Below are 13,725 nucleotides of genomic sequence, written 5' to 3' on the forward strand. Positions count from 1 at the left end.
GTGAAACTTTTAGAGAAACATAGAAAGGATCGTTATTTGTGAAACAAGTGAAGTTTATACATGCGGCTGATTTGCATTTGGATAGTCCGTTTAAAGGAATGGAAATGAATGTAGCACAGTCTGTTTGGGAAAGAATGAAGCAAAGTACGTTTGAATCATTTGAGCGTATTGTTGATAAAGCGATTCAAGAGCGCGTTGATTTCGTATTACTAGCCGGGGATTTGTATGATGCGGAGACGAGAAGTTTGAGGGCGCAAGTGTTTGTGCGCGAGCAAATGAAGAGACTTTCGCAGTACGATATTCCCGTTTTTATTATTCACGGTAACCACGATCATTTAGGAGGAAGCTGGGCAGCAATTGAGTTTCCGGAAAATGTTCATGTGTTTACGGAGCCTTATGTAGAAGAGAAATCGTTTTATAAAAATGGTGAGTTGTTAGCTTCTATTTACGGGTTTAGTTATTTGCAGCAAGCGGTAACGGATAATATGACAGCGCAGTATACGAAAATGAGTGATGCGCCTTTTCATATTGGCATGCTTCACGGGAGTGTGGAAGGGGATGCAGAGCATAATCGCTATGCGCCGTTTCAAATTCGTGAGCTGAAAGAAAAGCAGTTTGATTATTGGGCTCTTGGCCATATACATAAACGTGAAATTTTATCAGAAGAGCCGTATATGATTTATCCAGGGAACATACAAGGGCGTCATCGTAAGGAGACGGGCGAGAAAGGTGCATACCTTATTGAACTTACGAAACAAGGAACGCAATGTTCATTTTTCCATACGGCAGATGTTGTATGGGATGAGATAGAAGTGAGTATCGATGGACTTGAAACGGTTGATGATCTTATGACGGCAGTATCAACAGCGATGAATGAATGCCGAAGAGAAGAGGAAGGGACGCTTTTAACTGCTGTATTTATAGGGCAGGGCCCACTTTCTCCTTATTTACGTGATGAAAAGCGTGTCGAAGAGATTTTTCATATTTTAGCAGCTGGCGAAGAGCGAAAAAATTTCGTATATGCGATGAAGTGGAAAAATGAGACGGTTTCTTTTGCAGAAATTGAACGTTTGAAAGAAGAAAATCATTTCGTCGGTAGTGTGCTGAAGGAGTTAGAAGCTTTTACAAATATGGACGGAGTGTTGCGCGCGATTTGGACATCTCCTGTAGCGCGTAATAGTATTGAATCTTTTACGGAAGAAGAGAAGAGAGAGATTCAAAAGGAAGCGGAAAATATTATTTTAGAGCAATTATTCCAGCAAGAGAGGGATAAGAAATGAGAATGGAAAAACTCCATATTTATGGGTACGGAAAATTAGAAAATGTGGAAATGGATCTTTCTTTGTTGACTGTGTTGTACGGTGAAAATGAAGCGGGGAAATCGACAATTCGCTCGTTTATGAAAAGTATTTTATTCGGTTTTCCGACGAGAGGACAGCGCCGTTATGAGCCGAAAGAAGGCGGAAAGTATGGCGGTGCGATGACTGTACAAACAGAGAAGTACGGTCGTTTGAAAATTGAACGATTGCCGAAAACAGCGGCTGGTGAGGTGACCGTTTATTTTGAAGACGGGAAAACTGGCGGCGAAGATATTTTAAACGATATATTAAGCGGTATGAATGAAAATCTATTTGACTCTGTTTTTTCATTTGATATGCATGGCCTTCAAAACATTCATCAGCTCGGCGAAGCGGATATCGGTAACTACTTATTTTCGGCCAGCGCAGTCGGTAGTGATGCATTATTGCAGCTAGATAAAAAGCTAGAAAAAGAAATGGATCAGCGTTTTAAACCGAGTGGTCGTAAGCCAGAAATTAACGTGTCACTGCAAGAGATGAAGAAGCTTGAGGAGAAGATGAAAGAGTGGCAAGGGAAAATTGGCACGTATGAAAAACAGGTCGAGCAGTTAAAAGAAAGTGAAGAGAAACTTGCTTCAGTTCGTGCAGAGAAAGAGAATGCGGACAAACGAAAGCAAGATTATGAAATATTAGCAGCGCTAGAGCCTCTCGTTATTGAAAAACGTGCGCACGAGAAAGTGTTAGAAAATGAAAATGGGCAGTTTCCTGTAAACGGGATGGCGCGTTATGAGGCAATCAAGGCAAAAATGGAGCCGCTTCAGTTGCAAGTAGATTCACTTCAAAAAAAGATTGAAACAGTGCAATCAGAAATTGATTCCACAGAAATAGATGAAGAATTTTTACAAAAAGAAAGTTACGTAGAAGAACTTCGTATGCAGCATTTGTCGTATGAAAATGCGCGCCAAGAAATGCGCGATATGACGGGAAGTATTGTAAATATAAAAGAAGAAATCGCCGAGCTAGAGCAACAAATTGGCGCTACTTTTGAAAAAGAAACGGTTCTTTCGTTTGATATGAGTTTAGCAACGAAAGAGTTAATTACGCAAACAGTGCAAAGGGCACGCGAATTAGAAACGCAAAAAGCACAGCTCGATGATCGTTTTAAATTAGCGCAAGAGCAATTAGAAGAGCAAGAAGAAAATATAAGACAGATTAAAAAACAAATGTTAGCTGATGCAGAGCGAAATGTATTAGTTGAGAAAGAAAAATCGTTCCAAGATGCGGCGTTTATCGGTATGGGCGCAGAGAGAATGAAGCGTAAATATGAAGAAAAAGCAGGAGCCGCAAAACAAAAGAAAAAACAGTGGCAAAGATTGTGTCTTCTGTTACTGCTTATTAACACAGGCGTTTTATTCACGAGTTTATTTATAGATAACCGCGCACTCTTATTTATGAGTGTCATTGTTTTTGTAGGGATTGTCCTTGCTCTTGTTTTATATAAAGATCCGTCAAGCGGGTTACAAGAAGAGCTTCTTACTCTTGAGCAAAGCGCTGGCGGAAGACAAAGTGAAGAAGCGCTGTCTGTTCGCTATCAGTTAGAAAAGGATGAAGAAATTCGTAAGCTATTTGAACGCGAGTCGTATAAGTTGCAGCAAATGGAACGTGCTTATGATAAAGTCGTTACATCGTATGAGGAATGGGAGAGAGAAACGTTCCGCGCCAGCGAACAAGTAGATGCGTATAAAACGCGCTATATGTTCCCTGAATTTTATACGTATGCACACATATTGCCAGCGTTTGAACGCATTGAAAAAATGCAGCAATTGTATCGTGAATTAGAAAAGCAAAGTGCGCGAAGATCTTCATTATATGAAATGATTTCGCACTTTGAACATAAACTAGAAACTGTTATCGGTAGCACGGAGTATAGTAAATTGCATGAGGCGCAAAGTCATATGCAACATGAGAAAGAGAAGCGCCAAACTTGTAAGCAGCTGAAAGAGAAGCTAGCTGAATGGCAAGAAGAATATGAATTCGTGCAAGGGCAATTGAAGCAACTGTTAGTAGAACGAAACGGTTTATGGCATATTGCAGAAGCTACAGATGAAGAGATGTTTTTAGAAGCAGGTAAACTGGCGGAAAAACGTGAAGATGCTGATAAGCAAGTGGGGCGTTTATTACCGCAAATTGATCTGTTAGAACAGCGCTTAACAAGTTTATCATTAGCCGAGCATTATGAGGCTGACGGTTATGATGAAAAATTAAAGCAAGAAATTACAGCTGCGCAAAACTGTCTCGCGCAAGAGAAAGAACTGACAGAGCGTATTGCGAAACATCGTATGGAAATTGCGAACTTAGAAGAAGGTAGTACGTACGGTGATTTATTGCACGAATGGGAAATGAAAAAAGCGCAAGTGCGTGAACAAGTGAAGAAGTGGGCTGCGTATGCGGCGGCAAAGACAGTGTTAACGAAAACGAAGCAATATTATCATGAAGTACATTTGCCGCGTATTTTACAAAAATCAGAAGAGTATTTCGTCTATTTAACAGGCGGACGTTATAGTAAAATCTTTTCACCGTCAGAGGCGGAACCTTTCATTGTGGAACGTAACGACGGCATGCGTTTTTACAGCCATGAACTAAGCCAAGCGACAGCAGAGCAGTTATATTTATCGTTACGATTTGCATTAGCGAAAACATTTGAGCATGATTATCCATTTATTATTGATGATAGTTTCGTGCACTTTGATGCGGTAAGGACGAATCGAACGATTGAACTAATAAAAGAAATTGCGAAGGATAGACAAGTCATCTTCTTTACATGTCACGCTCATTTATTATCGTTCTTTACGGGAAAACAGATTATAAAATTAACGCATATGCGTAAAGAAAATGAGTTGTAGTATGCTATACTAAAAGTAACTGATTTGGTGGAGGAATTCGAATGAAAAAGAAAATTGCAGAGTATGAAGTTGGTGAACAAGTCGATGTTTTCTTGTTAATTAAAACAGCGACGAAAGGTCTCGCAAGTAATGGAAAGCCGTTTTTAACAGTAATCTTACAAGACCCAAGTGGAGATATTGAAGCGAAGCTATGGGACGTATCACCAGAAGTTGAGAAACAATATGTAGCAGAAACAATCGTTAAAGTAGCTGGAGATATTTTAAACTACAAAGGACGTATTCAATTACGCGTGAAACAAATTCGTGTTGCGAATGAAAATGAAGTAACAGACATCTCGGACTTCGTAGAAAAAGCACCAGTGAAAAAAGAAGATATGGTTGAAAAAATTACGCAATACATATTTGAAATGAGAAACCCGAACATTCAGCGTCTAACAAGACATTTATTAAATAAGCATCAGAACGAGTTTTTAGAATATCCAGCAGCGACGAAAAATCATCACGAATTCGTATCTGGACTAGCTTATCACGTAGTGTCGATGTTAGATTTAGCGAAAGCAATTTCTACACTGTACCCATCATTAGATAAAGACTTACTATATGCGGGCGTGATTTTACACGACCTTGGTAAAGTATTCGAACTATCTGGCCCAATTTCTACAACGTATACGTTAGAAGGAAATTTACTTGGCCACATTTCGATCATGGTGAACGAAATTGGGAAAGCGGCAGAGGAACTACAAATCGATGCAGAAGAAGTATTAATTCTTCAACACATCGTCCTTTCTCACCACGGAAAAGCAGAATGGGGTAGCCCAAAACCACCATTAGTAAAAGAAGCAGAAATTCTGCATTACATCGATAACTTAGATGCAAAAATGAATATGATGGACCGCGCATTAGGACGCACAAAACCAGGCGAATACACAGAACGTGTCTTTGCTCTTGATAATCGTTCGTTCTATAAACCGTCGTTCCATAATTAATAGTGTGAATCAAATGGCCTCATTAAGTATTAGTAAGCTTAGTGGGGCTGTTTTTTTATTGAAAATTAAATGAAATAGTTAAGAAGTACGCATGGGTTTAACGAAGAACTAACAAAACATATCTCGCCACTAGAATGGGAAGAGGTACTCATTTTCATATTGCAACAGATAGAAAAGGGAATCCGATGGATAAAGGAAGATATGATCAGCTTGACGGACGTTATCCAGAAGATTTTGTGGGGTATAAAAAACAGGGGGAAAAATAAAAAACTAAAGGTGTGAAAAAGTTTGAGTAATTTAAATAAAAGTCGCATGGAGATTCTTAAAAGAAAAGCTCGAAGAAAAGAACTTATAAATGAACTATCTAGTCTTGTTACTGTTTCTGAAGAATCATTTATGGATGCCGAAACAAATGATTTATTTTGTAAAGGATTATTTAGTAAGCTAGAAAAAGTTTCAGACAAAAAGAAAATTGGTGATACCAATTATAAAGAAAATAGAAAGCTCTCAATAGAGCTATTAAGTGAACTCATTAATACCATTAATTTCCCAGTTAACCAAGAGAGATTATTTTTCTTTACAGAATATGACCTTGAAGCAGTTGAACTGAATATTGATGAAATATTTGATAATTTAGAGGATTTATCAATCAAATCAGGTTTTTTAATTGGCAGTGGAGATTTTGTATTAGTTGGTGATGATTTAGATTTCGGCTTATGTATTGAGAGAACGGAATATTATTATGAATTCAGTATGTGGGGATTAGCGAAAATTTAAAGTATGACAATAAACAAAACCACCTTTTTAATAGATGGTTTTGTCTACTATTTCACATATAAATTGGCTTCATTTTCTGTTAGATAAGTTTTATTTTATATGTTCACATTTTTTATCTCATAATTTCAATTAGGAAAGGGAGGAAAAAACATGAAATATATGGCGTATGTAGAAAAAACCAATAAGTTAATCGAAGAGGAGGTTACAATAAATATTAACGGTGTAGTGTTTACGGGATTCTCCACTGTTTGTCCATATAAAATTGAAGAAGGAAAAAATTATCCTGTTATTCTCGACATTACAGTTTTTGATAGTATTGAAATAAATGAAGGAATAGATGGAGTGAAAAATTTAAAGAGAATTGATAATTCTTTTAAGTATCGTATTAGTGGAATGTTAAATCATGGGTTTATTGATGCAGGGATTANNATTGAAGTTGATAGAATCAACATTGAATTTTTAAAAGAAGACTAGTCATTTTCAACAACTTCAAACTAGAAATCAGGAAATCATTTTTCTCAGACAACTTCAAACATGAAATTCAATATAAATAAAGGGGCCCTTATTTATGGCAATATGTTTATTAATGACTAAAGAATTTGAGGATGAAGAGATAGTTGTTTATCAATACTATCCTTCTGAATCACCCGCTAAAATAGGTAAGATGCATTATAATAAAAAGGAACGAATGTTTTATGACATAGAGCAAGCTCCAGTGGATTCATTAAATATGAGAGAACATTATTTTAATTGTGCGTGTACTAGGATTGTGCGATGTCTTAGAAAGAACGAAGAATTTCCAGATAGCATGGCATATGAAGCATAATTAAACGAACATAAAAAAAGCCGCCCAACAGGACGGATCTTATCTAACTTAACTTCATACCACCAATCTCTACGATCGAGGTATCCTTTCATTCCATTAAGTTGCCCATCTGGTGTTTTGTTTTGCTAATGGCGTTGCAACTTTACTCTAGATTGACTGTTCTTTTCTCCACTAATGTTTTTAATATTTACTAAACCATTCTCTAGTTCAAAATGTTATGCAATAAAAAATATCTCGAATTTGAGATAAATAACTTGCTTTTCAATCACTTGAGATGTAAAGTGATAGTAACGAAAGTGATTGAGTCGTATGAAAAACATACACTCAGTTGCTTTCGATTAAAAAAACAAAGTAACTTATTCAGTAAAAACTAAGATGAATTTACAAAAACATAATGAGAATAAATTGAAAAGCTAAAAACCATATTACTTGTGGGAAATGTTATTTTTTTAGTTATCACTTGACTAGTAAAACGAAGCGGAGGAATAAACAATGTATGAAATTAAAGGGCACCATCACATTTCAATGGTTACGAAAAACGCAAATGAAAATAATCATTTTTATAAAAACGTGCTTGGTTTACGTCGTGTGAAAATGACGGTAAACCAAGATGATCCGTCAATGTATCACTTATTTTATGGAGATAAAACAGGAAGTCCGGGTACAGAATTATCATTTTTTGAAATACCTTTAGTAGGAAAAACATACCGTGGTACAAATGCGATTACTCGAATTGGATTACTCGTTCCTTCAGAGGAGAGCTTGCATTACTGGAAAGTACGATTTGAGGAATTCGGTGTGGAACATAGTGAAATGACAACATATGCAAATCGTCCTGCTTTGCAATTTGAGGATGCTGAAGGTCTTCGCTTAGTACTACTCGTTTCAAACGGAGAAAAGGTGGAGCACTGGGAAACGTGGGAGAAATCAGAAGTTCCTGCTGAACATCAAATTCAAGGAATGGGTTCTGTGGAAATGACAGTTCGTAGACTTGATAAAATGGCGAGTACACTTACAGAGATGTTTGGTTATACAGAGGTTAGTCGCAGCGAAGAGGAAGCAATTTTTCAGTCCATTAAAGGAGAAGCTTTTGGAGAAATCGTTGTGAAATATTTAGATGGTCCTACTGAAAAGCCGGGCCGCGGTAGCATCCACCATTTAGCAATTCGTGTGAAAAATGATGCAGAGCTCGCTTATTGGGAAGAACAGGTGAAACTAAGAGGTTTCCATTCTTCAGGAATCATCGATCGTTTCTATTTTAAAAGCTTATATTTCCGTGAATCAAACGGAATTCTATTTGAAATTGCGACAGATGGACCAGGATTTACAATTGATGGAGATGTAGAACATTTAGGAGAAAAACTTGATTTACCGCCGTTCTTAGAAGATAAGCGAGCAGAAATTGAAGCGAATTTAGCGCCTATTGAAGAGAAGTAATAGAAGAAAAAATATAAATTTTAAAACCATTGGAGGAGAATATAATATGAACCAATTAAAAGGAATACACCACGTTACAGCAATTACAAGTAGTGCAGAAAAGAACTATGAATTTTTCACTTACGTGTTAGGAATGCGTTTAGTTAAAAAAACAGTAAACCAAGATGATATTCAAACGTACCATTTATTCTTTGCAGATGATAAAGGTAGTGCCGGAACAGATATGACATTCTTTGATTTCCCAGGTGTCCCAAAAGGAGTACACGGTACAAATGAAATTTCAAAAACTTCATTCCGTGTGCCAACTGATGCAGCATTAGAATATTGGGTGAAACGTTTTGACCGACTTGAAGTGGAACATACAGGAATTAAAGAACAATTTGGTAAGAAAACTCTATCTTTCGTTGATTTTGATGACCAACACTATCAATTAATCTCTGATGAATTAGATAAAGGGATCGAATCAGGTACACCGTGGCAAAACGGCCCAGTTCCATTAGAATACGCAATTACTGGCTTAGGACCTGTATTTATCCGTATCGCAAACTTTACTTTCTTCAAAGAAGTGTTAGAAAAAGTTCTATTATTTAAAGAGATTGCGCAAGAAGGAGAATTCTATTTATTTGAAGTGAACGAAGGTGGAAACGGTGCATCTGTCATCGTAGAACATAATACGGTTCTTCCTGAAGCACAACAAGGTTTTGGTACAGTGCACCATGCCGCATTCCGCGTAGAAGATCGCGCTGTATTAGAAGAATGGATTGAGAGAATAGGTAGCGTTGGACTTCCTTCATCTGGATATGTAAACCGCCACTTCTTCGAATCATTATACGCACGAGTTGCGCCGCAAATTTTATTTGAATTTGCAACAGATGGCCCAGGGTTTATGGGAGATGAGCCATACGAAACACTTGGAGAAAAATTATCGTTACCTCCGTTCCTAGAGCCAAAACGTGAAGAAATTGAAAAATTAGTTCGTCCAATTGATACAGTGAGAAGTACGAAGGAATTGATTAAAGAGTAAAAATAGAGATAGTAAGTAGAAGGGCAAGTAGTTTTAGCGGAGTGCTAGGACTGCTTGCTTTTTTTATTTTCGTTTTATAAGTATTTTTAGGAAACCAAAATAGTATAAAAAATAAAAATAAAGAAATCACATTAAACCAGTGATACTCAGTCTAAAACATTTTTTAATCAAACAAATAACGTTATTTCTTGTCGGTTTGAAATAAAGATTGATCAAAAATACCCAACATCCCAGCATTTTACGATAAATAAAAAGAATCCATTTTGAAAAAAATTGATCAAAACGGATTCTCATATTGTGGTATTAAGATTGATTTTTATAAAAAAGATTAATCATTTGCTGTCTATGTTTTAAAACCATCGCGCCCTTTAATCGAATAAACCACTAATTATTTTAGCTCTCGAAAATCTTCGATTGTAAAGTACACTACACTAACTCTTCTCCACGCGAAACGAGCTCTTGCGCAATTTCAATAGTCCGTGGTTCTGTGTAATCAACTTCAGTTGGACTCATCTCGAAGGGCTCGCCGGCGTTCGTGCAGCACCAACAGGATAATCATCCCCATTATTACACCTAAGACAATGCCGGCCTGTGTGGTCAACAACCATGCCAACGGGTACTCTGGGGAGGGTGGCGCATCGAGTCGAACTGAAGATAAGGCGGAATAGAGGTTGTTGGAGAACAACGCTCCCGATGAAATCCATGTCGCTGCCATAGGAGGTAGAAACCACCTTGATCCACGGCGGGATGATACCACCAGTATGCCCCACGCACCAGCAAAGGACCACACACCTGTACGCAATGACAGCAGGTACCACCATACATCGCGTCCCCCCATAGTTGCCGGGTCGATGCCAAAAGAGCCACCAACTGCCCAAAACACCTTGATGACACCGAGCAGAATGCAACCGGCAGCGACAATCCTAGCCAAGATGATCTGTAGTTGTAAAGTATTGCCCGGCAACTCCTTGTAGTCGGTTGTGCCACTCAGCGCCTCTGGCCAACGTGCCATTGCATACCCCGCTAATGCAAGCGGCAGGAAGATGCCAATCCCGAAAAGTGAGATCATGACGAAGATCTGCTCGTATACCCAGAAGTCGGCGGCACCTGCTTCTTGATCCCGGATCATAGCTGCAGGGCCCAGAACCGGTGCAATCAACAAAATGGGAACGAGCAAACCGGTACCAACCCAAATGGGTAGAGCAACCAACCACGCAGGTAGCCGCTCCCCCCATGGCCTGCAAAACGCCATTGCAAGAAGGATGCCAATCGCAGCGAGAACGGCAGTTACTGCGTTTATAATGCGCCAGCTAGCGTCCCCCATTTGCTCGGTTGGAAGGAAGAAACCAAAAGTCCATACAATTTTGATCAGCAGGTAAGGTGTTACTGCTATTGCCGCACTATAACCGCAGATTCTACGCAACCGCATCAATCTTGAGGCCTTCCTCTCTGCACTAATTGTCATCTTCTCATCTCCTCTACAAGTTCTAACTTACTTTGTTTCATAATTATATATTCACAACTATCCTAATGCCTTTAATCCTTCCTTGTACAACTTTCAAGTACTTATATTTCCAAGACTCATATTAGTGCCTTCCTTATATAACATAGTTACTCTAGATTATCGAATAAAATGCCATAACTTAACTTCGATTTCCCTTTGAATAATCGCTTCCTTAATTCCATTAGATGACCTGATTGTTGAATAGAATGATCCGCATTTTTTAACAACTTTATTATTATTTAAACCTCCTTTTTGTGGTACACACTAGAACTTATAATCTGTTTAACAATATGAAAAATAAAGTAATATCGAAATTCATATGGAGAAGTGCTTCACAGTCAATAAGTCAGATTGAAGGGGAAATAAATTGGGGGATTTTTGCTTCACTTTCATTTGTTGGTTTAATAATGATAGGTGGTTATTGCATTTATAACACCTAAATTAAATACCTTTATTATCCGTTTTAATGTGATCAAAAAAGAATAGATTGATTTATTGGACCAGTCTGTTCAAAATTAGAAAGAATTTATCCATCAATTGTTTGGATGAGTGGCATAAGTACAACGCTGTTAGGGGTATATACTTTACTTTCTTTTATTTTTGCAACAGAATCACTACCAAAATTATCTTTTACAGTTGAGGTTTTCCAAATAATGAGTTACATTTTTAAAGTTCAAGCAACTTTATGACGGTACAAAAAGGGGAGAAATATTGTTATTATGCAAAAAATGAAATGGAAGAACTATGTATGTTATTTTGTTATTCTTATGCTTCTTGTAACAGCAGTAGCGGTTAAACCAGCTATCTCTAAAGCTGAGGAATCTGATGTTAATATTACATTGTTAGGTACTGCAGATATTCATGGTAGATTTATGCCTTGGGATTATGCGCTTGATGGAGCAAATATGAGTGGAAGTTTAACGCAGCTTTATACGGTTATAAAGAATGTACGTCAAGAAAATCCAAATACCATATTAGTAGATGCTGGGGATACAATTCAAGGAAACTCAGTAGAATTATTCAATGATAAGCCACAATCTCCAATGATGGTAGCGATGAACGCAATGGGATATGATGCTTGGGCATTTGGAAATCATGAATTTAATTTTGGATTAGATACATTGAAAAAAGTTAGTGGGCAATATAAGGGAAAGACGTTAGCAGGAAATATTTACAAGGAAAATGGAGAGCGTTTTCTTCCTGCATATACGATTGTTGAAAAAGGTGGAATTAAAGTTGGGATTATTGGTATGAATACACCAATGATTAGTGACTTTGAAAAAGGGACAAATCATTTGGATGGTTTAGTGGTGAAAAATCCAGTAGAAGAGACAAAAAAGGCAATTAAAGAATTAGAAGGTAAAGTAGATGTAATGGTAGGGGTTATGCATATGGGACTAGAAAATGAGAATGGAATCCCTGGTACTGGAGTTCAAGATATTGCGAATGCTTGTCCGGAACTAAGCGCTATTTTTGCAGCACATATGCATAAACTTGTTAAGAAAGAAGTTGTAAATGGTGTTATTATTACAGAACCAGATAAATATGGAACACATATCTCACGTATTGACCTTGCTTTTACAAAGCAAGACGGAAAGCTGGTTTTAAAAGATAAAACTGCTACCGCTATACCTGTAAAAAAAGCTGATGGAACAACGGTATTATCTGATCCTACACTTGAAGAAACACTAACACCTTTTCACGAGTATGCGAGAGGAGATGCAAATGTTGTAGTGGCTCAATTAAAGGGTAGAAATCTTGTTCCTGAAAATGAAATAAAGGGTATTCCAAGTGTGCAAATTCAAGAGACACCATTATCAGATTTCTTTCATGAAGTTATGCTCTATTACAGCAAAGCAGATGTAGTAGCCCACCAAATTGATAACGATTATGCCCGTTTGGATGTAGGTCCTATTAAGAAGAAAGATATTGCGTACAATTACCAATATGCTTTGGGAGAAATTACAGTATATAAGATAACTGGGAAAGATTTAAAAGACTACATGGAATGGGCGGCAGGGTATTTTAACTCATCTCGTGCCGGAGATGTAACAGTTAGCTTTGATAAAACCCGCCGTGCGTCTAAATACAGTACGAACGATTTCTTTGGGGGCGTAAAATACGAAATTGATTTAACAAAACCATATGGAAGTAGAATTACAAATTTAAAATCTATTCGTACAAATAAACCAATCGAAATGAACGATGTTATGACGCTGGGAATGAATGCATATAGAATGGAGGCTCTTCAGGCAAAAGGAGGAGCTTTAGAGGGACGTAAGTTTGAACAAATTTGGTCATCTAAACAAGAGAATGCATTCGGAGAAACAGGTGGAACCATCCGTAACCTTGCTATTACATATTTAAAAGAGGTAAAGGATGGTGTATACACGCCAAAAATCATGCATAATTGGAAAATTACTGGTGTAGATACACATTCTGCAGAGCATAAGGCTGTAGTGGATCTTGTAAATAAAGGGATTTTAGAAATTCCAAAAACAGAAGATGGAAAATATACAAATATAGCATCTATAAATACTAAAGATTCAATTACAAAAGAAGAGATTATAGCACTCTCACAAAAAGCTAACATTAATCCGAATCAGTTTAATCGTGTAAAAACAAAAGGTGAATTTTACAAAAAACTTAATAAGGTTATTAAAAAATCATAAGAAAGATGGTTCCGGTGCAATAAATCTATCAAACTTGTATATACTATTATCCTAAAAAGGTTTGTGATGGATATGGAAATAAAGCATGTATTCTAGTAGAAGCATGATAAGCCTGAGATTATTTTGTTAACAGTGAGATGGTACAGCACAAATTATATGAAACGTATGGAAATATAGAGAATCAACGATAAGAAAATCCCCTGTATCTGTTTAATGATCCGGGGGATTTTTTATTTTTATTAAAAGAAGAAACACGAAGTTTTTTACTTCTGTGTTTCTTCAAATTTTCGCTAACGGA

Annotated in this window: 10 protein-coding genes and 1 pseudogene; 9 read left to right on the forward strand and 2 right to left on the reverse strand. The window is 37.2% G+C overall.

The annotated features are described in order from the left end of the window. The first annotated feature begins 38 nt into the window (after positions 1-38). The 6 genes from COC96_RS11155 (at position 39) to COC96_RS11180 (ending at position 6,790) form a co-directional block, all read left to right on the forward strand. Complete coding sequence (locus COC96_RS11155) at positions 39-1,280, forward strand: metallophosphoesterase family protein (protein ID WP_098768808.1); 1,242 nt, start codon at positions 39-41, stop codon at positions 1,278-1,280. Further along, the gene (locus COC96_RS11160; RefSeq protein WP_098768809.1) at positions 1,277-4,201 is read left to right on the forward strand and encodes an ATP-binding protein; all 2,925 of its coding nucleotides are present in this window, start codon (positions 1,277-1,279) and stop codon (positions 4,199-4,201) included. Before COC96_RS11155 ends, COC96_RS11160 begins: the two co-directional genes overlap by 4 nt. Before the next feature lie 41 nt (positions 4,202-4,242). After that, positions 4,243-5,187 carry a 3'-5' exoribonuclease YhaM gene (gene yhaM, locus COC96_RS11165; RefSeq protein ID WP_098768810.1) on the forward strand — a complete coding sequence of 315 codons (945 nt, stop codon included), beginning with the start codon at positions 4,243-4,245 and terminating at the stop codon, positions 5,185-5,187. Between the two features lie 288 nt (positions 5,188-5,475). After that, a complete protein-coding gene (locus COC96_RS11170) occupies positions 5,476-5,964 on the forward strand; it encodes a YxiF family protein (protein ID WP_141536073.1) in 489 nt (162 codons plus the stop codon). A 150-nt stretch (positions 5,965-6,114) separates the two neighbouring features. After that, positions 6,115-6,438 carry a hypothetical protein gene (locus tag COC96_RS11175; RefSeq protein ID WP_098768811.1) on the forward strand — a complete coding sequence of 108 codons (324 nt, stop codon included), beginning with the start codon at positions 6,115-6,117 and terminating at the stop codon, positions 6,436-6,438. Between the two features lie 94 nt (positions 6,439-6,532). Continuing rightward, positions 6,533-6,790 carry a hypothetical protein gene (locus COC96_RS11180; RefSeq protein WP_098269638.1) on the forward strand — a complete coding sequence of 86 codons (258 nt, stop codon included), beginning with the start codon at positions 6,533-6,535 and terminating at the stop codon, positions 6,788-6,790. Here the strand turns inward: COC96_RS11180 and COC96_RS28500 are convergent. Continuing rightward, positions 6,706-6,903, reverse strand: a pseudogene (locus tag COC96_RS28500) (N-acetylmuramoyl-L-alanine amidase C-terminal domain-containing protein); the annotation flags it as partial. The gene COC96_RS11180 and the pseudogene COC96_RS28500 sit on opposite strands and share 85 nt — an antisense overlap. A 379-nt stretch (positions 6,904-7,282) precedes the next feature. Between COC96_RS28500 and COC96_RS11185 the strand changes: the two are divergent. Beyond that, positions 7,283-8,227, forward strand: coding sequence for a ring-cleaving dioxygenase (locus COC96_RS11185; protein ID WP_098768812.1), 945 nt, complete (start codon positions 7,283-7,285; stop codon positions 8,225-8,227). Between the two features lie 46 nt (positions 8,228-8,273). Further along, the gene (locus tag COC96_RS11190; protein ID WP_088232664.1) at positions 8,274-9,251 is read left to right on the forward strand and encodes a ring-cleaving dioxygenase; all 978 of its coding nucleotides are present in this window, start codon (positions 8,274-8,276) and stop codon (positions 9,249-9,251) included. 499 nt (positions 9,252-9,750) lie between these two features. Here COC96_RS11190 and COC96_RS11195 read toward each other — a convergent pair whose 3' ends face one another. Then, the gene (locus COC96_RS11195) at positions 9,751-10,716 is read right to left on the reverse strand and encodes a hypothetical protein (RefSeq protein WP_098768813.1); all 966 of its coding nucleotides are present in this window, start codon (positions 10,714-10,716) and stop codon (positions 9,751-9,753) included. A gap of 758 nt (positions 10,717-11,474) precedes the next feature. Between COC96_RS11195 and COC96_RS11200 the strand changes: the two genes are divergently transcribed. Next, a complete protein-coding gene (locus COC96_RS11200; RefSeq protein WP_098768814.1) occupies positions 11,475-13,427 on the forward strand; it encodes a bifunctional metallophosphatase/5'-nucleotidase in 1,953 nt (650 codons plus the stop codon). The last annotated feature ends 298 nt before the right edge of the window (positions 13,428-13,725 follow it).

Source organism: Bacillus cereus (genome assembly GCF_002577405.1).
Classification (GTDB): domain Bacteria; phylum Bacillota; class Bacilli; order Bacillales; family Bacillaceae_G; genus Bacillus_A; species Bacillus_A cereus_AU.